The following is a 23,071-nucleotide window of genomic DNA, read 5'->3' on the forward strand; positions in this document are numbered from 1 at the left end:
CTGTGGTTTGTGTGGTAACAACCATTTGATCATGAATTGAGCTTCAACTCAATTTCTTAAGATCTTACCTATGACATGGATGTAGGTAAGGGGCGTGAGCAGGACGCGGAAGCTTTGCTCGGTTTTTACTTATTCTTACAGGGATGTAAGTCAGTAGAATAACGTAGGAGCAGTTACCGAGCCACTAGGTTACAAATCTCGCGCCGCGATTAAATAGCCCCTAGATTGAACAAATTTTAATCCTGAAAGGTCAACAGGTCCAATAACTGAGACATTATTTATATGCATTCAATAAAGTTAGTATCTGAAGAATTAACACCATCAAAAGTAGTCTGTGTTGGCCGTAACTATACCGCACACATTGCAGAGCTAAATAACGAAACGCCAGATCAAATGGTGTTATTTAACAAACCAAATAGCGCGATTACTAATACGTTATTTGCGGCTCATAACGGCGATACGCTGCATTATGAAACCGAGCTATGTTTTGTAGTTAAAAATAAAAAATTTGTGGGGGTTGGACTCGGCCTTGATTTAACTAAGCGCACGGTACAAAGTAAGTTAAAAAATAAAGGGCTTCCATGGGAGCGCGCTAAGGCGTTCGACGGCTCTGTAATTTTAACTGATTTTGTAGCGCTAACTGATGAAATGAAGCACTTTACCTTTGAACTTAAAATTAATAATAAAGTAGTTCAGCGAGGTGATACTCATTTTATGCTGCATAACCCGGACTCAATTTTACAAGAAATTAGTGAATTTATGAGCTTAGAAGATGGTGATGTAGTAATGACAGGCACACCTTCGGGCGTGGGCGAGGTAACGCCTAAAAGTATTTTTGCTGTTGCACTTTATGCTAATGATCAGTGTTTACTTGAGCATCAGTGGCAAGTAAGTAAAAATTAATAACTTGCTGTTGGTAGTGTTTATCAAAGTCGGCAAAGGTAGTTTTAAGCCAATTATGCTGACTTTGTTGATACTCAGGCGATTGTAGTACATTATTTTTTAGCGCGCGGTTAATTTTTTTAAGCGCTTGCTGTGCAAAATTATTAGGTGCGTTAGCCGCACAACCTATTGCTCCTCGTATAAATTGAACATCATTTTCTTCTATTGGTACACTTTCTATATTCGTATACTCCCCTTGTTTATTAAAGTAATCGGCCATAAACGGGTAATCAATTGAGTAGTCTAAAAAGCCATGACTCAAGCGTGCTATAACAGCCTGACTTTCATTTTCGCTACTCCAACTTAACGATGACTCTTTATCTCGTTTTGTATTTTCAATAATTGTATTAATTTTAGTTGTAAATTTACGTGCAGCAGCTTGCCCGTATACGTATTGCGGGTCGGTTAATAAATTAATAAGGTGAATGGGCGAGCCGTGCTTTTCTTCTAATTTGGGCTTTAGCTCTTTAGTCGTGATAATTGAAAATGGGGGATATACCGTTGTTGGATTTGAGTAGTTAAGTAGTTGGTTATTATGTTTTTTATAAATAACACACGGGAAGCATACGTTTTTTCCTTCATTTAAATATTTATTTATACGCTGCTGAGGGACAATTAAGCGGGTATGTTTTACATCTGTTATTGTTCTAATGAGTTGCTCGGTTAGGTTGTCGCAAATACCGCCTTGTGGTGCACTTTCGCTTTTAGCTATATGAAAAGGGGGCGTGTAACTTTGCAGCCAAACAATTTCTTCTAGAGGCTGTACTTTTTTCTCAACGGCATGCGCGTTAAATACAATTAATAGGCAAAATGCATAGTATCCGTTTCTCAGCATTGATAAGTGTTCGTTGAATTAAGAAAACTTAATTAAAGTATAGTGTTGGTTGTAGTAGGGTCAAATATTTTAGTTAAAAGCAGCCTTGTTCAAGGCTGCTTTTAACTGGTACATGCTTAATAAGGCATAGGATAGTTTTTAAATATAGTGTTAATCTCACTAAGAATTTCGTCGCTTAACGTGATGTTAAATGCATCAATATCTTCTTTCAATTGGGCTATGCTTGTTGCACCAATAATTGAAGAGGTTACGCCATCTACTTGGTTACACCATGCGAGTGCTAGTTGTGCTGGAGTAATATTGTTTGCATGAGCCAGCTCAACATACTGCTTAGTGGCTTGCTCTGCATTGGGTGTATCTCTAAAAATACCGTTGCGCTGCATGAAGGTCCAACGAGAGCCTTCTGGGCGAGCACCATTTAGGTATTTACCCGTTAATAAACCGGCCGCTAAAGGCGACCACGGTAAGTAGGCAATATCTTCGTGTACACATTGTTCTATTAAATACGGCCAGTCTTTAGCATGCGCTAAGCTAAACTCGTTTTGAATAGATACCATGCGCGGTAAGTTATGCTCTTTGGCCAAACTTAAAAACTGGCTTATACCCCATGGCGTATCGTCAGATAAACCGCAGTGTTTAATTTTACCTCCTTTAACACATTCATTAAGGCCTTCTAGAATATCAAGCATACTAGCTTGCTGCTCTTGTGTATTTACGTCGGTAAATTTAAGAGTGCCGGGCCATTGTCTGCCAAAGTGCGGGGTAGAGCGGTTTGGCCAATGCAGCTGATATAAATCAATGTAGTCGGTTTTAAGGCGCTTAAGTGAATCGTCTACGGCTTCTATTACTGTTTGGTGCGTAATATTGCCACCATCACGTACCCACGATAATCCATTGCCTGCAATTTTTGTAGCAAGTACCACATCGCTGCGCTTTTGCTGATTACGCGATAGCCAATTGCCAATAATTTCCTCAGTTTTACCATAGGTCTCTGGAGAGGGCGGTACTGCATACATTTCGGCTGTATCAATAAAGTTTACGCCTTGCTCTAACGCGTAGGCTATTTGTTCATCAGCATCGCTTTGAGTATTTTGTTTACCCCAAGTCATACTGCCTAAACATACTCTTGAAACGTTAATACCACTGCTGCCAAGTGGGCTGTATTGCATGAGAATTCCTTATTGCTCGTCTTGAGAGTAGCTAACTAACGCCGATAAAAGAGGCTCTGCAATGAGGGCTTTTTGGCCTGTTTCAAAATCAAACATAACCACTTTTGAAGTGCCTGTTGTTGTTATAGCGTTTTGTGCGTGACTAAATACGGTGTAATTCATAACAAATCGGTCTGTTTTTATATCAGAAATAGTAACACCGACTGTAAGCGTATCTGGGAATGTAACTGGGCGTTTATAACGAATGTTATTTTCGCTTATTACCGGGCCCACGCCATTAGGGCTTATTGTATCGAACAGATTTATTTTATTTAAGAAGTCGATTCGGGCTATTTCAAAGTAACGTAAATACACTACATTATTTACGTGTTGTAGTGCATCCATATCAGCCCACGCTACGGTGATGTCGGTATGGATAGGGTGCTGATCTTTAAACGTTTGCATTATTTATTGGCCCTTAATTTTAAAGTACTTAGATTATCAACATGGGGTTACGAGCTCAAGGTAATTAATGGCATGTTTTTTTATAAGATGATTGTACCTGTTTAATTTTAGGTCTACAGTTAAATTACACAGACAAACACAAAAACACACAAAGGTAAAAATATGCAGAATATAATTAATTGGTCCTTAGCTTGTTTAGTTTTTATAGCCTCTTTTACCTGTTACGCAATGGGTAACGAATCAGGCGCTATTATTTTAATGTTAGCGGGGTTTTTTTTCGAGGTTATGTTTTGGTTGCGCGGTTATAAAGAGCAAGAAGGTAATAAGCGCTTTTTTTAATCGCTAACTAGGGCCTGTTGACCTTTCAGGATTAAAATTTGTTCAATCTAGGGGCTATTTAATCGCGGCGCGAGGTTTGTGACCTAGTGGGCTAAGTAAAAACCGAGCAACAAAGAGTAAATTGCCCCTAGGCAGAACCCTTCGGGCAGCGTATGTTTGGCATTTGTGCTACGTTATCGCCTATTTATGGGGAATAACCACACTACATAGGCTCTGCCTTTCCTAAATACCAAACATACTGCTGCAAATTTAACCTCGAAAGATAAACAGGCCCTAGGCTTGCTTATCACATTTGATTCTATAATAATGACTGTATAAATAACCAGTTATTGTTGTGGTGATGAAGAAGTTTATTCACATAGACATGGATTGCTTTTATGCAGCAGTAGAAATGCGAGATAATCCAAAACTTGCATGTGTACCGCTTGCTATTGGAGGCAATAGCCGACGAGGCGTGCTCTCAACCGCTAACTACATAGCTAGAGAATATGGCGTACGATCGGCTATGTCGAACTATCATGCTAAACAATTATGCCCCGATTTAGTTATTGTCCCTGGGCGCATGGCTGTATACAAAGAAGCTTCAAATCAAATACGTGAAGTATTTAGCCGCTACACAGACTTAGTTGAGCCTCTTTCTTTAGACGAAGCCTACCTAGATGTAACAGACAGCACTGCTTGTAAAGGCAGTGCCACACTTATTGCACAGCAAATAAGAGCCGATATTTACAATGCCACAGGGCTCACTGCATCAGCAGGTATTGCACCGATTAAATTTATTGCCAAAATAGCCAGCGACGAAAAAAAACCGAATGGTCAATTTGTCGTTTTGCCTCATGAGGTCGATGACTTTTTAGCGCAATTACCGCTGGGGAAAATTCCGGGGGTGGGTAAAGTAACGCTCGAAAAGCTAAATTTAAAAGGCTTATATACCGGCAAGGATGTTCGTGAAAAAGGCGTTAACTGGATGCAGCAACATGTGGGTAATTTTGGTGTGTCGCTTTATCAAAAATGTGCAGGTGAATATGTTGGTAAAGTATCAACAGATCGCATCAGAAAGTCGCTGAGTGTTGAGCATACCTACGAATACAATAAAACAAGTTTGCAAGAGTGCTTAGATGAGCTGCCAAAATTGTTAGACGAATTAGTTTTAAGACTTAATAAACAGCAATTACAAAACCGTATTAATAAGCTGAGTGTTAAAGTGAAGTTTGCAAATTTTGTAGTAACCTCAGCCGATCAGGCATACCACGAGCTAAACACAGAAATATTTATTCAACTCCTTACTAAGGCTTATCAACGAGGGCTACAACAACCTGTAAGATTACTTGGCATAGGCGTTGGCATTAAAAGCGAGCCAGAACAAAACTTTCAACTTAGTATTCTCGATTAAGCTGTAAAGCCTGTAACCCCAAGTTGCCATTTATTGGCAACTTGTATAATTAGCTCATCGCACCTTGCTGGTCTTCAATATTTAAATCGACGATAATAGGGGCTTATGTTTTCTAACAGGACTTTATTTATGGCATACCCTCAAGCGGTTAGTGCAAGCCTTGAATGTACATCTCATGATGCGCTTATTATTATTAGTGATGACTTTTCTCAATTACCAAATAACTCATTACGTGATGCTATTTTAGACCAAGCAAAAGTTGATTCTCGTATTGGTAAACAAGTTACTTTATTAGTGATTGAAAACAAACGCGTTGTACTTGCGCCAACGGGTCCGTTAAATAGAGATTACGACGATGTTCGCCGTTATTTTGATGCTGCTAAATTAGCAATTAACGAAGCAAAAGCGTCGGGTAGTGTTAATCCTGCATTATTTTTACCAAATTTAAATGGCGATAGCCGTTATCAGCATGCTTTAGAAGTTGCTTATTTAGGCGCTTGCCAAGCCTTATGGCAGCCATTAGAAGCGCGTGAATATCACGGTGAAAGTATTGAACCTATTACTCAAATTGGTTTAGTTGGCGCAAGCGAGCAAACAATTAAAGCTGTTAATGCAATTGCTGCAGGCCAATATGCCGCGCGTGACTTATGTGGCACTGAACCTGAGCGTATGGCTCCACCACGTTTTGCTGATTACTGCGTTGACTTATTTAAAGGCTCAAACATTGCGGTTGACGTAATTGATGATATTGCAGCTATTGATAAAAACTACCCAATGCTAAGCACTGTTGCTCGTGCATCGTATGCAGTTGAGCGCCATCACCCACGTGTTGTTAAGCTTGAATATGTACCAGAGGGCGAAATTACTCGCACACTTATGTTTGTAGGTAAGGGTCTTGTATACGATACAGGCGGCGCCGATTTAAAAGTTGGCGGGCACATGGCAGGCATGAGCCGCGATAAAGGCGGCGCTGCTTCTGTTGCGGGCTTTATGAAAGCCGTTGCGGATTATCAGCCTAAAGGCGTTAAAGTGGTATCGTACTTAGCTGTTGTTCGTAACTCTATTGGCTCGGATTGTTTTGTGCCAGATGAAATTATTACTAGTCGCGAAGGTATTCGTGTACGTATTGGTAATACCGATGCAGAAGGGCGCTTAGCAATGGGCGACCTGCTTAGCGAAATGAAAGATTTAGCTAAAGGCGAAATAAACCCAACGTTATTTACTGTTGCTACATTAACGGGTCACGCGGCACGTGCAATGGGTCCTTACGGTGCGTATGTTGAAAATGGTCCAGCTCGTAGCGCTGGTATTTCACGTCAAATAGCTGACCTTGGAGATTTGTGGGCCGATGGCGCTGAAGTATCGCGTTCTCGCCGTGAAGATTATGACTTTATTAAACCACGCACGCTAGCTGACGATGTACTCTCGAGCAATAACGCAGCATCTGCTGTTACTGCGCGTGGACATCAGTTCCCTATGGCGTTTATGGCTATTGTTGGTGGGCTTGATAAGCACGGTAACGACTCTGCACAACCTTTGCCTTATGTGCATATGGACATTGCAGGAAGCGGTGTTGAAGGCGGTGATTGGCAGCATGGCAAGCCAACGGCTGCATCAGTAACCAGCTTGTTTGCACGTTACTGTTTGTAAGCTAAAAACCTACATGCAATAAAAAAGCCCTGTTAATTCAGGGCATTTTGCATTTTATGATAATTATATGGGTTAGGGTTAATCTAATTTAAAACGATTAACTACGCTCGAAAGCTCTTGGCTACTTTGTTTAAGATTATCACTGGCATCGGTAAGCTGTTTAGTATTATTTAATGATTGCTCAGTTGATTGAGATAGCTCATTAATACGCAAATTAACCTCGTCGGCAGCTTGAGTTTGTTGCTCTGTGGCGCGTGCTATTTGGCTGTTCATTTCGGTAATAATTGAAACAAGTCGTTCTATTTCATTAAGTGAAGTATTGGCCGATGACGCCTGATCTACGGTAGAAACTGAAAGTGCTTGGCTTGATTTAACAGCTTCTACTGCTGCTTTTGCACCTTCTTGAAGTTTAGTGATCATGGTTTGAATTTCGTCGGTACTTTGCCCTGTACGACTGGCTAGTGTTCTTACTTCATCTGCAACAACAGCAAATCCTCGGCCATGCTCTCCTGCGCGAGCAGCCTCAATGGCAGCGTTTAATGCCAGTAAGTTTGTTTGCTCCGATATGCTTCTTATTACATCAAGTACAGAGCCTATATTATGGCTCTCGTTGGCTAAATCTTCTGTTACACGGCTGACTGTTTCTATGTTGCTTGAGAGTGTTTCTATTGCTGTAATTGTTTGCGCAACCACATTTTTACCCGTTGATGCGTTTTGTGCTGCATCTTTAGCTGCTTGCTCTGCGGCTTCGGCGTTACGGCTTACATCATGTATTTGGTGAGTCATTTGCTCCATGGCAGCTGCAACTTGGGTTGAGCTATCGTTTTGGAGCTCAATAAACGAGTGGCTTGTTCTACTTGAATCATCAACTGTATGCGCATGCTCACTTACGTCGTTTGCACTTTGTGCTACATGAACAAGTGACTCTCGCATTTTTAAAACAAATAAATTAAATGAATGTGATAGTTCAGATATTTCATCATTACCGGATTCATTTAATTTACGGGTTAAATCGCCTTCACCTTGTGAAATGTCTTTCATCATATCGGCTGCTAAACGAGTAGGTATTAAAATGCTCTTGCCTATAAAGTAACTAAGTAAAATAACAGCAATAATCATAATTGTTGCACTGACGACTATAAGGTTTCGTTGCTCGCTAAATGCTTCGTCAATTGAATCAAGATAAACACCTGAGCCAATAATCCATTGCCATTGATTAAAACCTTTAACAAATGCGATTTTTTCAACGGGTTTTTCTTTACCTGGTTTTGGCCATTTATAAGGAATAAATCCCTCGCCAGAGCGTTTAACTATATTAACCATATCAACAAACAATGCTTTGCCGTCAGGGTCTTTGTTATTGGTTAAATCTTTTCCCTCAAGCGCAGGTTTTATAGGATGCATAACCATTGTTGGCTGGTAGTTGTTAATCCAAAAGTAATTGGTTTTGTCGTAGCGTAGTGCTCTTATTGCATTAAGTGCTTGCGATTGAGCTTGTTGTTGAGTAAGTGAATTACTTTGCTCAAGGTCATAAAAGTGCTCGATTATACTGTACGCAGTTTCTACTACATTTTGTGTTTTTGTGTATTGCTCGTCTTTTAGCGAGCTATATTGATGAGTTAGGCTCGATATACTAAGTACTATTAGTCCAAATATAACTATGGCTATTAACAGTGAAAAACGCTGGGATATACTAAAACTTCGTAGATTAGGCATACATTTATCCTCAAAAAGTGTGCGCTTTAGCGCATAGAATAAGCGTAGCTAAAAAAAGAGTTTAATCTAGGCTTAACGTCCATTAATGCAAAAAAAAGGCTGATTTATCAATCAGCCTTTAGTCTGTTATTACTTTACTTGCTTATTTAACATCAAAATGACGATTAAAGAAGTTTGTAATTGTTTGATGTAAGTGTGTTTGCACTTGTTTACCACGTAGGCTGTGCTTAGAGCCTGGGTAGGTCATCATTTCAAACTGTTTTTCGTTATCTTGCAGTTGTTTAAACAATTTAGTTGAATGCGTAAACAGCACGTTGTCGTCAGCCATTCCATGGTAAATCATTAATGGGCCTTTTAAGCCATCAGCATATGGAAATACTGCGCTGTCTTCATACCCTTTAGCATTCGTATCAGGGTGACCTAAATAACGCTCTGTGTAATGCGTATCGTATAGAGCCCAATCGGTTACAGGAGCACCCGATACGCCGGCTTGAAAGTAATCGCCTGCTTTAAACATAGTCATAAGTGCCATGTAGCCGCCGTAGCTGTGGCCATAAACACCGATGCGTTGTGGGTCTACGTAATCAAGTGTACGTAAAAACTCTACGCCTTTAATTTGATCGGCAACTTCAACCACGCCTAGGTTTTTATAAATAGCATCTTCAAACTTTTTACCACGGTTGTACGAACCACGGTTATCCAGTTGAAAAATTACGTAACCTTGTTGCGCCATGTACTGAAAGTACAAGTTTTTACTGCGCCAGCTATTCGTCACTCGTTGAGCATGCGGGCCGCCGTATACGTTAACAATAACAGGGTGCTTTTTGCCATCAGTAATGTTGCTAGGCTTAAATAAACGGTAATGCATAACTTGGCCATCTTCGGCTTTAATTGTGCCGTATTCTGGTTTTGTTAAGTCGCTTAAATAAGGAGTAAGCGGATGGTTACTATCAAGCTTATTTTCTTCAAGCCATGTAATAAATTCGCCGTTTACTTTACGAAGCGCTGCTGAGTTTGGTTTATTATCAGACGAGCTATTATCGATAAAGGTTTTATTGTCTTTTGCTAGCACAACATTATGGTACTGACCTTTTTCGGTGATACGTTTGGCATCGCCCTTTTTAAATAAAGGCGCGCTGTATAAATGGCTTTCAAGCGGTGTATCTTTTCGGCCGGCAAAGTAAACAATGCCTTTTTTCTCATCAATACCTTTTAAGCTATCAACAGCCCAATCACCAGAGGTGATTTGACGAACAAGTTGACCGTTTGTGCGATACAGATATAAGTGTTTAAAACCGTCGCGCTCAGATGCCCATACAAAATGTTTTTTGTCTTTTAAAAACTCAAGATCAAAATGTAGGTTAATCCACGTTTCGCTGTTTTCGGTTAATGCTACTTTTTGGACTTTAGTTTCGCTGTTATAAAAACGAAGCTCTAATTTATGTTGCGAGCGATTTTGCCATTGGTAAGACAGTGTATTGCCGTCTTTTAGCCACTTAGCACGCGCGATATAAATGTCTTCATCTTTACCTAAATCAATCCAATCTACTTTTTGGTCATTTAGTTTAACCACACCGAGTTGAATTTTTACGTTATCGGTACCTGTAAACGGGTAGCGTTGATTAAATAATTTAACTTCATCAGCGTAAATTTCGTTACGGATAGCTTCTTTTACTGGGGTTTCGTCAACGCGGGTATAGGCAATTTTAGTTTCATCACCTGACCACCAGTAACCCGTCATGCGGCTCATTTCTTCTTGAGCTACAAATTCGGCCATGCCGTTTTTAATTACGCCGCCGCCATCTTTACTAAGCTGAATCTCTTTACCTGATTCAAGCTCTAAAGCGAATAGGTTTTGCTCTCGAATAAACGATACGTAGTTACCTTTAGGTGAAAAGCGTGCATCGGTTTCAAATGTTTCAGTGTCGGTTAGTTTTTTACTTTTAGCAGAGGCTAAATCGTAATAGTAAAGGTCGCCGTTAAGTGGGAATAAAAGTGCTTTACCGTCTTTAGACCATTTGTATTCTAATATGCCTTTACCAAAAATACGTTGGCGTTCGCGGCGTGCTTTTTCTTCATCAGATAGGTTTTCTGGGCCTGAAAATAACTTTGCCGAATCAACTAGCACACGGTTGGTGTTATCTTTTAGATTGTATTCCCATAAATCGTAACGGTTGTAGTCATCGCTTTTGCCTTGTAAATAAGTTACACGGCTGCCGTCAGGCGAAAATTTAAGTTGTACAGGTGATTTACCTGAAAGGCTCGGATCGTCAAAAATACGCTCCAACGATAAAGGTTTTGCTTGAACACTAATAGCGCCAACCATTAATGGAAGGGCTAGTGAGAGGTGTTTTATTTTTTTTAGCACAAGGTTGCCTTAGCTTATTATAAATATTGCTTTGATGGTAAAGCCAAGCGTGTGCAACTGCAACTAAATGCTATAAAGTGGCGATTATTAAAGACAAAGTAGGACATAACAATGACTAACCCTGAATTTAAACTAGCGCCAGAACTTAAACGCGACTGTATAGAGCTTGCCGATTGGCCACTGTGTAAAGTACTTTTATTGAACGACAGCCAATATCCGTGGTTTGTATTAGTGCCTAGGCAGGCTAACTTAAAAGAGATAATTGATTTATCTGAGGATGATCAAATTGTGTATTTAAAAGAGTCAGCCAAGCTAAGTAAATTATTAATGGATGTGTTTAGCCCTGATAAGTTAAACATAGCGGCTTTGGGTAATATGGTGCCGCAATTACATATTCACCATATTGCACGCTTTACTACTGATGCTGCATGGCCTGCGCCAATTTGGGGTAAGTATCCAGTTGTGCCGTATACAGATGTACAAATTACAGAGTTAAAAAAAGCGCTGCAGTTTTAAGCTGCAACGCTTTTTTAGGGTTTAGCTAAGTTTAACTAAAATTACTTAAGCCCTAGTACTTCTTTACCTTGCTTAAACGTTACATCTACAGGGATATTTGCTTTACTTAGTTTTTCTAAGTCTTCAGCAAGTTCTTCTTTTATATCGCCATGCGTTGCAATTAGTTGATCTACTTTTTCGTAATCGCCATCACCTTGTAAGGTTAAAATTAAGCGAGAAAGCTTGGCCATTGCAATGCTCATTTTTTCCATATTAACGCGGTACAGGCCTTCTTCATTTTTAGAAAAAGCGCCTTCTTGAGCAAAAAAGTTAAAGCGGATCATATTTGCTTTACCATGCGCACTTGATGCTCCAAAACGAACTGAGCGGAATATACCCGCCATGAAGGTCGTGTAATAATCTTCAATAGTTCCTTCTGTAATTTCGCCCTTTTTAAGTAATTGCTCAATCATGTACAGGCCTAAAATGTCGGCTTTACCTTCTTCAAGCGCACTTGCGTGTTCTTGTAATGATTGACGAACAGTACCTTTACCTGTGATTGTATTTTTAATACCTAAACCGTGAGCGACTTCATGGAACATCGTATTGGCAAAAAATGCATCAAAAGTAATGTGTTTACGCTGCTCAGGTACAATTAACTGCTTTGAAATTGGTACTAGAATTTTATCAAATTTAGCACGCATCGCATTTTTAAGTTGCAGGCGACGAGTTCCTTTTTCTAGCTGTACTTGCTCATCGTTTGGTAAGTTAATTGCAATTGTTTTACTCCCCGCGTTTGAATGCCCAGCGTAGTAAACAACATCATATGCATTTAGGTCGGCGTCAGAGCCCGGTACTTCTTGTTTGTACTTAGCATCAACGGGTAAGCCTTTTTGAAGCTCAGGTAAAAATGCGGCAAACTTAGCTAAGCGTTCGCTCCATTTTAAATCTTTAATAAGTACGTAAGATTCATAAGCTGCGCGGTAACCAAATAATTGATCTTCATAAGTCTCAATTGGACCAATAACCACATCTACTGGGTTGTTTTTCATATCCATCCAAGCAAAGTCAGATACTTGGAAGTCATCCTTTTGTAGAGCATCAGCACGCAGATTTAAGTAATTAGCAAACTCTTTATCGTCAGCAAGTTTACTAGCTTGACGTAAAAGGTCAGCGGCTTTTGCAAGCTCATTAGCGTATTCTTTTGAATATGGCACGCTGTAAAGCTTACCTTGCTCATCACGCTTAATTACAGAGTAAAGGCCAGTTTTGTCTTCAACGTCTGCATTGTTTAACTCTTCTTTGGTTATATCGGCAGGGTAAAACTGTGCGCCAAGAGGTTTTTCTTTATAGCTGGATAAAAACGCTTCATCGCCATTTAAACGATCCCATGGACCGTAGTTAATATCGGCAAATTTACGTACTTTGTCGTCGTTTAGTTTTGCTAAAAAAGCATCTTTATTTTCACCAAAAGATTGTTTCCAAAATAACTCGTCCATTATTTTTGAAGCATCAATAAGCTTTGCAACCATTGCTCGTTGGTTGTCGCTTAAGTGCGATAAATCACTTTGTAAGCTAAAGTCGGTGTAAATATCTAAACGTTGGTTATTTGCATTAATAAGCTCAGGGCCTGATTGTGCACTGCTTTTTTGAGCAAGCTCTGTGGCTGTGTTGTCGGTAGAAGACGGCGCTTGTTCAGAACATGCACTAAGAAAAACGACACCAGAGAGCATAATTGCTTGGCTAATTTTATTTAAGATCATTATATTGCCTGTTAAAAAGTAAGTTTAATAATTTGTACTGCTTTAGTTAAAAGACTAAATATGTACAAACGCTTCCTTATTGTGAGTGCATTAAAGCAAAACTAAATAGTAAATAGCAAGTATTTGGCGTTGTAAGGCAAGCATGAGCGATAAAGCATTATAAATAAAAATAAACTTCTATAATTATCTTAACTTTATCGGTAAGTTAGACAATACTAATTATATTACTAATACGAAAATTAACTGCCTGAGTTTGCAGTTACTTTACAGGCTGAACACAAAAGGACGGCAGCTTTATGTCTACAGAAAACGCTTTATTAACGATTCTAGTCGATAGAATAAATAACGATACGTTGGTTTTACCAACGCTACCTGAAGTAGCGATTAAGGTTCGCCAAGCTGCAGATAACCCTGATGTGAATTTAATGCAAATGTCAGATGTAATCTCACAAGACCCAGCGCTTTCAGCTCGTATGATAAAAGTAGCTAATAGTGCGATTATGGGACGTTCTGTAAAAGTATCTAATTTACAACAAGCAGTGACTCGCATTGGGTTGCGCCAAATTAAAAATATTGCAACGGCTATGGCTATGGAGCAATTATTTGTATCAAACAATGAGCTGATTAAAGGCTACATGGGCAAGGCTTGGCAAAAAACATTAACCGTTGCTAGTCATTCAATAACACTCATGGAGTTTTACTTAAAAAACAATAAACACACTTCATTAAATCGTGATTCAATTACATTAGCTGCGCTTGTTTATAATATTGGTGTATTACCAATTTTAACAGAAGCTGAGCGCCACCCTGAAGTGTTTGCCAACCCAAGCTTTTTAGCGCACGCAATTCAAAAGCTGAGTGGAAAAATTGGCTCATCTATTATGCAAGCGTGGGAATTTCCTAAAGAGTTTGTTGATGTAGCTCTAAGCTGGGCAGATCCAAGTTACAAACCTGATAAAGTTAGTTACGTAGACTTTATTCGAGTAGGCGCTATTTTAGAGGGAACATTACAGGTTTCTGATAAGTCAGCAGCGCTGCAAACGTACATAGATAAAGGTGTAATACCGTCTATGCAGCTATTCACAAGTGATGAGTACAACGACATGCTAAAAGATGTGAAAAACATGTTTAGCTAAACATGTTTTATCACATAAATAAAAAGGGTTAACTTGCGTTAACCCTTTTTATTTATTTATCGATAGTCTTTTCTGTTTTGGTTTTTTCGTACCGTTTTATTCCTGCTACCCATGTTTGCAGTACGTTTGTTTTGTATATCTCGTCAACAGGTACTTTAAAGTAGTTTTTATCAATTAAAATAAAGTCGGCCCATTTACCTTTTTCTAAACTACCCACCTTAAATTCTTGATGAGCTGAATAAGCGCCACCGAGAGTAAATGCACGTAATGCATCTTCGCGGCTTAGTACTTCACTTGCGCGCCAGCCGTTTTCAGGTAGTTTGTTATGATCCATGCGTGTAATGGCTGAATACAAACCATCAAATGGATTTGCAAGCTCTACCGGGTAATCAGAGCCTGCTGCAACAACCGATCCTTGCTTTAAAAATGTTTGCCAAGCATAGGCACCGCTTAATTGTTTTTCAGTTAAGCGTTGCTCTGCCATATGCATATCAGAAGTGGCATGTACTGGCTGCATTGAAGGGATTATTTTTAACGCTTTAAAGCGAGGGATATCCTCAGGCGTTACAATTTGTGCGTGCTCTATTCGGTTACGTAGTAATATACCGCCCGTTTTTTTAAACACATTTTGATAAGCATCAAGTACTACTTTATTTGCTTTATCGCCAATGGCGTGGGTATTTGCGCTAAAGCCGCTTTTAAAGCTTTGTGTAAAGAGCGCTTCGAGTTTTTCTTGTGTTTCAAGCATTAAACCATGGTGACCAGGTCTGTCTGCGTATTCTTCAATCAGAGCGGCTCCGCGAGAGCCAAGTGCGCCATCGGCGTAAACTTTAACACTGCGAATTTCCATAAAGTCATTTTTGTCGTGGTATCGGCCTGCCTTTAACATTGTATCTAAATCAGGGCTTGCACCACTTAACATTGCCACAATACGTAGCGGTAAATTACCAAGGTCGCCGCGCTCTTTGTAAACCTCCCATGTGGCTTTATCAATACCTGCATCGTGAGTAGAGGTAATGCCTAAACTTAATAAATGCTTACCTGCTGCATCTAGTGAGTCACTTATATCTTGCTTTGAAGGGGCTGGCATATGCTGGGTAATTAGCGATTCTGCTTTATCTACAAAAATACCTGTAGGATTGCCAAATTCGTCTTTAATTATTTCACCGCCCTCAGGCGCTTTTGTTTGGGCGGTAATACCAGCAAGTTCGAGCGCTTTTGAATTAACCCAAATGGCGTGACTATCAACCCGCGAAAGAACCACAGGTCGATCGCTAACTACTTTGTCTAAATCTTTAGCTGTAGGAAAGCGTGTATCAGCCCAAAGCTCTTGGTTCCAACCACGCCCTATAATCCAACCTTGTTTGTTATCGGCAAATACTTTTAGTTTATTTGTTACTTCATCAACCGATGTTGCGCCGCGTACGTCAAGTTGCGATAAATTGTCGCCAAGGCCAATAACGTGCCCATGAGCATCAATTAAGCCAGGTAATAAGGTATTACCGTGCGCGTCAATTAGCTTGGCATCTGGGTAGCTATCTTTAAGTGTTTCGCTACCGAGCTTAACTACTTTGCCATTTTTAATAACGAGGGTAGAAAACTGCTGTATTTCACCTTTGTATAAAGGGGTATAACCATTGGCGTTATAAATTACTTTTGTTTGTGCGAGAGTGTAGCTAGAACTAGCGCAAAGGCTGGCTAGTATGAGTGGTTTGATTATTTTTTTGAGTGGCATAGTTACTTAATTTTTATTGTTAATTTACTTACATTAACAAACTTGATTTTATAATACCAATGAATTGATAGACCTCATTTTAATGTTTTTCTCTATATTAACTGTTTACAAAATAGGTAATTGATGTGATTATTTAGTATGTAAAACAATCAATAAAGCATAAGGAAACGCTATGAAAGCCCTCTATTTATTACTCCCATTAACTTCATTACTTGCGGCATGTGGATCGACACCTACTGCAGATAAAAGTGTAGAAAAGCTAAACCATACTGATGTATCAAATGCTGAAATACGCGATTATATAGATTTATCAAGTGTTGAACTGCGCGACAGGGTGAAAGACTATTGGAATATTTCCACAAGAACAGAACCACGATATCCAATAGCTGCTGCAAAAAAAGGTCTTGCTGGTTGTGTAGAACTCATGACTATTATTAATTCTGAGGGTAAGGCGCAAGGATATAAAGTAATTTCTTCATATCCTAAAGGGTTATTTGATGAAGCCGCAGCTCAATCTTTAAATACATGGGCCTGGCTGCCTACTGCCGTAAATGTAACTAAACAACCTATACTTACTCATATTAGAATTGATTTTATGATTGATTCAATACCAGTAGGTAAAAAATATTTAAAAAATTGTCCGGCTGGCGAAACATTTCAAGTAACAGGAAAAACTAAAAAAATCTCCTACTGATGAAACATTTCAAGTAACGAGAAAATTACAAGGTTTGAAAAAAAGTACTTATTTACCTCACTTTAAAGTTACTTTCGGTGTGTGTAATATTTTAGCTCGAACCTTTGTAAAATCAGATGGGTATTAATACTAATATTTATAAATAAATAAGCATTAAGAATAAGGAAATGCTATGAAAGCCCTCTATTTATTACTCCCCTTGAGCATGATGCTAACAGATTGTAGCTCAACGTCTGATAAACAAGTAAGCGATGAAATGCTGAGTTTTATTGATTTATCGAGTCCTGAACTGCGAAGTAAGGCAGGTGAGTATTGGGGTGTTGCTAAAAGAGTTGAGCCGCGATATCCGATAGAAGCTGCAAAAAAAAGTATTTCAGGTTGTGTTGAGCTTGCTACGTTAATTAATTCACAAGGTAAAGCCCAAGGGTATAAGGTTATCTCGTCTTACCCTGAGGGCGTGTTTGATAATAATGCGGCAGCTGCTGTGGGTTTATGGCGCTGGAAACCGACAACTGAAAATACGAGTAATCAACCTGTTCTAACTTATCTCAAAATGGATTTTATGGTAAGCCCAAAACCTACTGATGCAGAGTATTTGGCGCATTGTTCTAAAAATAAAGCCTGAACGTAATTAATAGATATAAATATAATAAGCTAGGTGTTTGTTTACCTAGCTATAAAACTACTTACTTGCATATAAGCCATATTCATTTAATGCTAATTTACCGTCTTTGTCACTGTCGTAGCTTGAAAATCGTGACCACAAAGCCGGGTCTATAGCGGTTTCTGAACGTGATAAAAAACCGTCTTTATTCCTATCTAGCTTTTTAAATTGCTTTGCAATGTCGTTACTTGCGGCAAAACTAAATGCGCTAAAAATACTAAACGCCAGCAGCGTTATATAGCTAATACTTTTCATATAAATCACTTAGTAAAGGTTGTTAGTTAGATAACTTTTAAATTCGACTAGCGAAATTTGGTTATCTTGGTTTTTGTCCCATTTTACAAAGGTGTTTAAAAGTTGTGGTTGGGGATCAAGTTCGTCGTGTGTTAAATAGCCACTTTTGTCGCTATCTAGGTGATCAAAGCGTTGCTTTACATCAAGTGCCGCGGCATCAAAACTTAATAGCATTAAAATGCTTATAACAAGGGAAAGTATCTTCATGGTTTTCCTTCCAAAAGATGTATTAAAAGTTCGTGGCTAAAATAAAGTAAAAAGGAAAAAGCACTTGCCGTAATTTAACTCCCAACATTAAATCCTTTTACACACTCCCTCAGGGATTATGGCAAATGCTTTTAAATTCAGTTTACCTGTAACAAGCTTAAGTAAAGCTTAATCAGTAATTACTCATTAAGGCTTAAAGCTTTCAAATTCTTTTTTTGAGACTTTTTCATCACCGTCTTCATCTAAGTCGGCAAATTGTCTCATTACTTCTTTGTCTTCCTTTGCTTCTACAATTGATATTTGTCCATCCATATCTTTATCTAAATGGGCAAAGCGCACGTTTGTTGGCGATGCAATTACGGTGGCACTAATTGCTAAAAACATTAATGAAAAAGCGGCTATAAGTTGTTTCATAATCACGTTCCTTATTAAATGAGTTTATTGAATAAATTTTTTGAATTCATCTAGCGACAATTGCCCATCTTGATTAGTATCAATTTGTAAAAAATTTTCGTGTAGAACGGCATCTTCACCTGCTTCGGCTTCACTTAATGTGCCGTTACTGTCTTTATCAAGCTCGTTAAAAGTCGCGTGAACGTCCATTGCGTGTGCGTTAGCGCCTAAAAAGCCTAAAGCCAGTAATGATGAAATTACTAAAATGCGTTTGTTCATAATTATTTCCTTATTGATTAAAGTTATTACTCCTACTACAAAAATGATGCCAAAAATAATTGTTGTTAATTTTCAAGTGTTTATATTTTTAACTTGAAAGGGGTGAGAAGTTTTTACGGGGTTTATTGTAATTTTTGTGTGCCTTTTGCAACACTATATAGTGAGATTAAAGGTAGGTTTTAAAAATCAATGGTTTACGTTGTCTCTATTTGGCGACACATTGTTTTTGTAGCGCTGGCTGTTAATCGTATTAAATATAATTGCTGGTTCAGCTAGTGTATAAGGTAAGCACTTAATAATAGAACGCTTAACTTAAAAGGACTAAACGAAATGCCAGCAACCATAGCTAAAAAATACCATGCAATGCTTAACTGGCGGCCTAATTTAATTGGGCAATTTGCAATGAGTATGCTGCTTTCGTTACTCCCGCTTTCTATAGTGGTGATTGTATTTTTAAATGCGCTTAACAAGCAGTTAGCAGTGACTCAAAGTATCGTGAGTAACAACTACCAAGTTACCAAATCGTTTAATATCCTAAAACAAGAACTCAACAGCCTTGAGCGCGCCACTAGGCAAAACTGGGTATTAAAAAGCGAATCGTTAGATAAGCTCATTGTCGATAAATGGCAATCATCCCTGCAAAGTGTTGATGAACTTAAATTTGTAAACACGGATAAAGATTATACCCACCAATGGCAACGCTTATATGTCACCTTACAAACAGCGCATGTAGAGCTTGTTGAGCAAAAACAACAGCAAGCGGAGCTATTTGTGCCAGTGAGCGATTTAGTTGCTGAGCTTACTTTATGGTTACGTGATAAAAATGAAGCGCAAATTACCAATAACCAAAATGAGCTTACAAGCCTACAAACTTCATTTATAAACTGGCTGGTGGCACTTATTCCGCTTACTTTAATTGTTGGTGGTGGTTTTTTATGGCGTATAAGTGGGCGATTAAAAGGGTTAACTACGGTTATTGATAAGCTAGGGCAGGGACATTGGCAGCAAAAAATATCTGTGAAAGGCTCCGCTGAGCTAGTTGAGCTAGGAGAAAAACTCCAATGGGTGCAAGAGCAGCTTCATATGCTTGAGCAGCAAAAAGATACCTTTTTACGCCATGTTACCCATGAGCTAAAAACGCCGCTTGCTTCAATGGTCGAAGGCACTGATTTACTAACTGATGAAATAGTAGGCCCAATTACTGCTGAGCAAAAAGCAGTGCTTGAGCTTATTAGCCAATCTATGGTGCGCCTTCGTACAATGATTGACAGCCTGCTGAGTTATAATGCAATTCGCACCAGTAAAGACAGCCTAAGCGAAGTTGAGTTTAGCTATCTTATTAATAAAATTAATAGCCATTTTGAACATCGCTTAAGTGCGCGTCAGCAAGCTCTGCAATGGCAAAATAACTTACCTAATAAAGAGCTTGCTTTACCTAGTGAGCTTATTGAGATGATTTTAATTCAGCTTATTTCAAATGGCTTAAAATTTTCACAAGATAAGCAAAGCGTTACTATTAATTTAGCACTTGAGCAAAACCAACTTTGCATTGCAGTGCTTGATAAAGGGTGTGGTATTAAAGAGCAAGAAAAAACTCAAATTTTCAGCGCATTTTATCAAGGTAAACACAGTAAAAATGTTACGCTGCAAGGCAGTGGGCTAGGCTTAACTATTGTGAAAGAATCTGTTGAACAGCTAAGAGGTACACTTACTGTTGAGCATAACGAGCCGCATGGTTGCCGGTTTTCAATTAAAATTCCCATAACAAAAAATCTAGGAGTTAATTAACATGCGCTTGCGTTTAATCGCTATTTTATGTGTGCTCAGTAGCAGCATGGTTATATCAGGTTGTGCAATTACTAATGGGCAAGAAGAGCGTGTGTCAATTACACCTGCACCTGTGGTCGATACCAAAATAACAAACGACAAAAACAGTAAACCTAGTCCAAAACCCAGACCAAAAATTGAACCAAGCTATCCGCCTGCAGAGCAAGTTATTGCATGGCACGCTAATCAGTGTGGCGGATTTAAATTGGTGCCAAAAAAAGATATTTTTACAGGTGAAAACGATCTTAAACGTTTTTTTAAATTTATGTGCTTAAACATAAATGATGATCCAAATACGGTAATGACTCAGTTGCTAAAACTCGATCTTGCTTACTTTTGGCCAGATGATATAAAGCAATATTTATGGCTTCAAAAGCAGCAAGTGACTATGCAAATAAATGCTAAAAAAGAGCAGCAAGCACTTAACAATAAAATGCAAGAAACCCTCTCATCGTTAGCAACGATTGAGCAGCAGCTTTTACTACGAGAAGAAACTAAGGAGCAGTAACTATGGCAGCAACTAAAGTGCAAGGTGCAAAAGTATTACTCGTTGACGACGACGCTAGCTTATTAAAACTGCTTGCTATTCGTATCAAATCAAAAGGATACGAAGTAACGACCTGTGAAAGCGGCTTAACCGCACTACAAACACTTAAAAGCCAAGTGTTTGACGCCGTAATAACCGACCTACGTATGGATGAAATGGATGGCATGGCACTGCATCGTCAGTTGCAAAGCCGCTACCCTGCATTACCTGTCATTATGATGACAGCGCATGGTTCAATTCCTGATGCCGTAGAGGCAACTAAGCAGGGCATTTTTGCATTTATAACTAAACCTGTAGATAAAGATGAGCTATTTGACAGCCTTGCTAAAGCGATAGAAATACATGGTGTTAATGCAGATGAAGCAGCACCTAAAAGTAATATAGTTACGCGCAGTGGTGCAATGCTGCACTTGTTAGAGCAAGTAAAACTACTTGGGCCAACGCAAGTTAATGTATTGATTTCGGGGGCTAGTGGTACAGGTAAAGAGCTACTCGCACAGGCGATTCATCAGCATAGTCATGTAAGCGGTGGTCCTTTCGTTGCAATTAACTGTGGCGCTGTACCAGGGGAGCTTTTAGAGTCTGAATTATTTGGTCATAAAAAAGGCTCTTTTACGGGCGCAATTAAAGATCACCAAGGCTTGTTTCAACAAGCTGAGGGCGGCACGCTATTTTTAGACGAGATAGGCGATATGCCACTTAACTTGCAGGTTAAGTTACTGCGCGTATTACAAGAAAAAACAATTCGCCCCGTAGGCTTTCAAGAAGAAATAGCAATTGATGTACGTATTGTATCGGCAACACATAAAAATCTTCCTGAAGCTATTTTAAACCAGCAATTTAGAGAAGATTTATACTATCGCTTAAACGTAGTTAATTTAAAATTACCGCCACTGTGTGAGCGCCGCGAAGATATAAGCTTATTAGCACAGCACTTTAGTGCAAGCATTGCTAAACGCATGAAGCAAACTGAAAAACACTTTGCAAGCGATGCTATGCATGCGCTTGTGCGTTACGACTGGCCAGGTAATATCCGCCAACTACAAAACGTAGTAGAGCAGGTTGTAGCATTAACGCCAAGCGATGTTATTTCAGAGCACTTAGTGTTAGCTGCGCTAAATAGTAACGAAACAAACGTAGAGCCATTATCACTAAACGACGCTAAAAAAGAGTTTGAGCGCGACTATGTAATTAACACTTTAAAAATGGCAGGTGGTAACGTAGCCGAAGGCGCTAAGCTTGCCAAGCGCAACCGCTCAGATTTTTATAAGTTGATTAAAAAGCATAATATTGATGTTGATAATTTAGGTTAAGGAAAAGCATGCAGTTATTTATGGTGTATTTAGGCGGGCGAATTCAAGGATGCCACATAGAAATGCACGACATTCGCTTTGTGGTTGGGCAAACCATAGAGCAAACTTATACAAAGTTAAAAAGCCAGTGGGTAGGCGACAGAAGTAGTGTTCATATGGATAGCTACATGGCAATTAATCATATTGATGGCTTTAAAGTAGAAGTTGTTGATAGCTATGTGGAGCAAAATAAACAACTCTATTTTGTAAATTTAGGCGCTTACAGAAGTGATTCTATGGCTGAGCAACACGACTTTGCACTGTATGTTGCAAGCAGTAGTCATGAAGCTAAAGAGCGAGCTAAAAACGATTTACTCGCAGGGCTTAGCCATATTCATAAAGATGATTTACATGACGTAGACGATTGTTTTGCGATTGATTTACTCGACAGCCAGCTAAACATTAAGCTCACGCCCAGCGGTATATCGCAGCCTATAAAGCCAGACTGGTTTGGCTATCACATACTTTAAATTATAATAAGTAGCTAAAACTAAGCAGGATTAAGAGTCCTGCTCGTTTTGTTCATCCTTTTCGCTTTTAGCCGCCATTTTAAACGCCACAATAACCAATCCAAACATAGCAAACGGCAGTGCTGCTAACATGTATTCAACCACATTACTGTCTTGAAAATTTGCTTGTAGTAAAAAGTGACCCGCCACACACATTAAAATAACCACTAATAAAATAGGTAGTAACATAAGTTCTTTTTTTGATGAATGGTTTTTCATTAATTGTGAGGCTATAGCTGAAAATAATGCGCCATTGTAATGAGCTTACTTAAGCTTGGCAAACACCGCAGAATTTTTTAATTAATGTTATGATTAGTATC

Annotated in this window: 23 protein-coding genes; 11 read left to right on the top strand and 12 right to left on the bottom strand. The window is 39.0% G+C overall.

All coding sequences use genetic code 11. From position 1 onward, the window contains the following. Nucleotides 1-282: 282 nt before the first annotated feature. Entirely contained in the window at nt 283-903 is a 621-nt protein-coding gene (locus AAEY62_RS05570; RefSeq protein ID WP_024590079.1) for a fumarylacetoacetate hydrolase family protein, read from the top strand. Here the strand turns inward: AAEY62_RS05570 and AAEY62_RS05575 are convergent. The 3 genes from AAEY62_RS05575 to AAEY62_RS05585 all read right to left on the bottom strand — a co-directional run bounded on the left by AAEY62_RS05575 (nt 854) and on the right by AAEY62_RS05585 (nt 3,390). Continuing rightward, the gene (locus AAEY62_RS05575; protein ID WP_024590078.1) at nt 854-1,777 is read right to left on the bottom strand and encodes an ABC transporter substrate-binding protein; all 924 of its coding nucleotides are present in this window, start codon (nt 1,775-1,777) and stop codon (nt 854-856) included. The genes AAEY62_RS05570 and AAEY62_RS05575 overlap by 50 nt on opposite strands. 116 nt (nt 1,778-1,893) lie before the next feature. Next, on the bottom strand, nt 1,894-2,946 hold the full coding sequence (locus AAEY62_RS05580) for an aldo/keto reductase (protein WP_024590077.1): 1,053 nt from the start codon (nt 2,944-2,946) through the stop codon (nt 1,894-1,896). Between the two features lie 9 nt (nt 2,947-2,955). Then, the gene (locus tag AAEY62_RS05585) at nt 2,956-3,390 is read right to left on the bottom strand and encodes an acyl-CoA thioesterase (RefSeq protein WP_010553137.1); all 435 of its coding nucleotides are present in this window, start codon (nt 3,388-3,390) and stop codon (nt 2,956-2,958) included. 679 nt (nt 3,391-4,069) lie between these two features. On the opposite strand from AAEY62_RS05585, the gene dinB reads away from it, so the two are divergent. Together dinB and AAEY62_RS05595 are read left to right on the top strand one after the other, a co-directional pair. Continuing rightward, nucleotides 4,070-5,122, top strand: coding sequence for a DNA polymerase IV (gene dinB, locus AAEY62_RS05590; protein WP_024590076.1), 1,053 nt, complete (start codon nt 4,070-4,072; stop codon nt 5,120-5,122). A gap of 129 nt (nt 5,123-5,251) precedes the next feature. Next, entirely contained in the window at nt 5,252-6,772 is a 1,521-nt protein-coding gene (locus tag AAEY62_RS05595; protein ID WP_024590075.1) for a M17 family metallopeptidase, read from the top strand. Between the two features lie 78 nt (nt 6,773-6,850). Here the strand turns inward: AAEY62_RS05595 and AAEY62_RS05600 are convergent, their stop codons facing one another. Together AAEY62_RS05600 and AAEY62_RS05605 are read right to left on the bottom strand one after the other, a co-directional pair. Next, nucleotides 6,851-8,488, bottom strand: a complete 1,638-nt coding sequence (locus AAEY62_RS05600; protein WP_350603021.1) for a methyl-accepting chemotaxis protein — start codon at nt 8,486-8,488, stop codon at nt 6,851-6,853. Between the two features lie 142 nt (nt 8,489-8,630). After that, the gene (locus AAEY62_RS05605; RefSeq protein WP_101163420.1) at nt 8,631-10,856 is read right to left on the bottom strand and encodes a S9 family peptidase; all 2,226 of its coding nucleotides are present in this window, start codon (nt 10,854-10,856) and stop codon (nt 8,631-8,633) included. Nucleotides 10,857-10,967: 111 nt separating this feature from the next. On the opposite strand from AAEY62_RS05605, the gene AAEY62_RS05610 reads away from it, so the two are divergent. Further along, the gene (locus AAEY62_RS05610) at nt 10,968-11,372 is read left to right on the top strand and encodes an HIT domain-containing protein (protein ID WP_101217522.1); all 405 of its coding nucleotides are present in this window, start codon (nt 10,968-10,970) and stop codon (nt 11,370-11,372) included. Between the two features lie 41 nt (nt 11,373-11,413). Here the strand turns inward: AAEY62_RS05610 and AAEY62_RS05615 are convergent, their stop codons facing one another. Beyond that, a complete protein-coding gene (locus AAEY62_RS05615; protein ID WP_024590071.1) occupies nt 11,414-13,114 on the bottom strand; it encodes a DUF8614 domain-containing protein in 1,701 nt (566 codons plus the stop codon). 296 nt (nt 13,115-13,410) lie between these two features. On the opposite strand from AAEY62_RS05615, the gene AAEY62_RS05620 reads away from it, so the two are divergent. Next, on the top strand, nt 13,411-14,250 hold the full coding sequence (locus AAEY62_RS05620) for an HDOD domain-containing protein (RefSeq protein WP_024590070.1): 840 nt from the start codon (nt 13,411-13,413) through the stop codon (nt 14,248-14,250). A 52-nt stretch (nt 14,251-14,302) separates the two neighbouring features. On the opposite strand, the gene AAEY62_RS05625 is transcribed toward AAEY62_RS05620, so the two are convergent. Further along, on the bottom strand, nt 14,303-15,985 hold the full coding sequence (locus AAEY62_RS05625) for an amidohydrolase (RefSeq protein ID WP_350634710.1): 1,683 nt from the start codon (nt 15,983-15,985) through the stop codon (nt 14,303-14,305). Nucleotides 15,986-16,157: 172 nt separating this feature from the next. Between AAEY62_RS05625 and AAEY62_RS05630 the strand changes: the two genes are divergently transcribed. Both AAEY62_RS05630 and AAEY62_RS05635 read left to right on the top strand, forming a co-directional pair. Further along, entirely contained in the window at nt 16,158-16,679 is a 522-nt protein-coding gene (locus AAEY62_RS05630; protein WP_024590068.1) for an energy transducer TonB, read from the top strand. Between the two features lie 172 nt (nt 16,680-16,851). After that, nucleotides 16,852-17,304 (top strand): energy transducer TonB, encoded by a 453-nt coding sequence (locus AAEY62_RS05635; RefSeq protein ID WP_024590067.1) that lies wholly within the window; start codon nt 16,852-16,854, stop codon nt 17,302-17,304. Nucleotides 17,305-17,361: 57 nt separating this feature from the next. Here the strand turns inward: AAEY62_RS05635 and AAEY62_RS05640 are convergent, their stop codons facing one another. The 4 genes from AAEY62_RS05640 to AAEY62_RS05655 all read right to left on the bottom strand — a co-directional run bounded on the left by AAEY62_RS05640 (nt 17,362) and on the right by AAEY62_RS05655 (nt 18,516). Then, the gene (locus tag AAEY62_RS05640) at nt 17,362-17,598 is read right to left on the bottom strand and encodes an EF-hand domain-containing protein (protein WP_007581557.1); all 237 of its coding nucleotides are present in this window, start codon (nt 17,596-17,598) and stop codon (nt 17,362-17,364) included. A gap of 9 nt (nt 17,599-17,607) precedes the next feature. After that, nucleotides 17,608-17,844 (bottom strand): EF-hand domain-containing protein, encoded by a 237-nt coding sequence (locus AAEY62_RS05645; protein WP_007581558.1) that lies wholly within the window; start codon nt 17,842-17,844, stop codon nt 17,608-17,610. A 186-nt stretch (nt 17,845-18,030) separates the two neighbouring features. After that, the gene (locus AAEY62_RS05650) at nt 18,031-18,258 is read right to left on the bottom strand and encodes an EF-hand domain-containing protein (protein WP_007581559.1); all 228 of its coding nucleotides are present in this window, start codon (nt 18,256-18,258) and stop codon (nt 18,031-18,033) included. Nucleotides 18,259-18,282: 24 nt separating this feature from the next. Next, nucleotides 18,283-18,516: an EF-hand domain-containing protein gene (locus AAEY62_RS05655; RefSeq protein ID WP_007581561.1), complete on the bottom strand. Its 234-nt coding sequence runs from the start codon at nt 18,514-18,516 to the stop codon at nt 18,283-18,285. A gap of 330 nt (nt 18,517-18,846) precedes the next feature. Between AAEY62_RS05655 and AAEY62_RS05660 the strand changes: the two genes are divergently transcribed. The 4 genes from AAEY62_RS05660 to AAEY62_RS05675 are packed head-to-tail and all read left to right on the top strand — an operon-like array spanning nt 18,847 to nt 22,712. Then, a complete protein-coding gene (locus AAEY62_RS05660) occupies nt 18,847-20,304 on the top strand; it encodes a sensor histidine kinase (RefSeq protein ID WP_024590066.1) in 1,458 nt (485 codons plus the stop codon). Nucleotide 20,305: 1 nt separating this feature from the next. Further along, nucleotides 20,306-20,851, top strand: a complete 546-nt coding sequence (locus AAEY62_RS05665) for a hypothetical protein (protein WP_350634711.1) — start codon at nt 20,306-20,308, stop codon at nt 20,849-20,851. Nucleotides 20,852-20,853: 2 nt separating this feature from the next. Continuing rightward, nucleotides 20,854-22,203 carry a sigma 54-interacting transcriptional regulator gene (locus tag AAEY62_RS05670; protein WP_024590064.1) on the top strand — a complete coding sequence of 450 codons (1,350 nt, stop codon included), beginning with the start codon at nt 20,854-20,856 and terminating at the stop codon, nt 22,201-22,203. Between the two features lie 8 nt (nt 22,204-22,211). Next, a complete protein-coding gene (locus tag AAEY62_RS05675; RefSeq protein ID WP_024590063.1) occupies nt 22,212-22,712 on the top strand; it encodes a DUF1543 domain-containing protein in 501 nt (166 codons plus the stop codon). A 30-nt stretch (nt 22,713-22,742) separates the two neighbouring features. Here AAEY62_RS05675 and AAEY62_RS05680 read toward each other — a convergent pair whose 3' ends face one another. Further along, complete coding sequence (locus AAEY62_RS05680) at nt 22,743-22,970, bottom strand: hypothetical protein (protein ID WP_007581571.1); 228 nt, start codon at nt 22,968-22,970, stop codon at nt 22,743-22,745. Nucleotides 22,971-23,071 lie beyond the last annotated feature (101 nt).

The organism is Pseudoalteromonas sp. GW168-MNA-CIBAN-0100, from assembly GCF_040309225.1.
In the GTDB taxonomy this organism is placed as follows: Bacteria; Pseudomonadota; Gammaproteobacteria; order Enterobacterales; family Alteromonadaceae; genus Pseudoalteromonas; species Pseudoalteromonas arctica.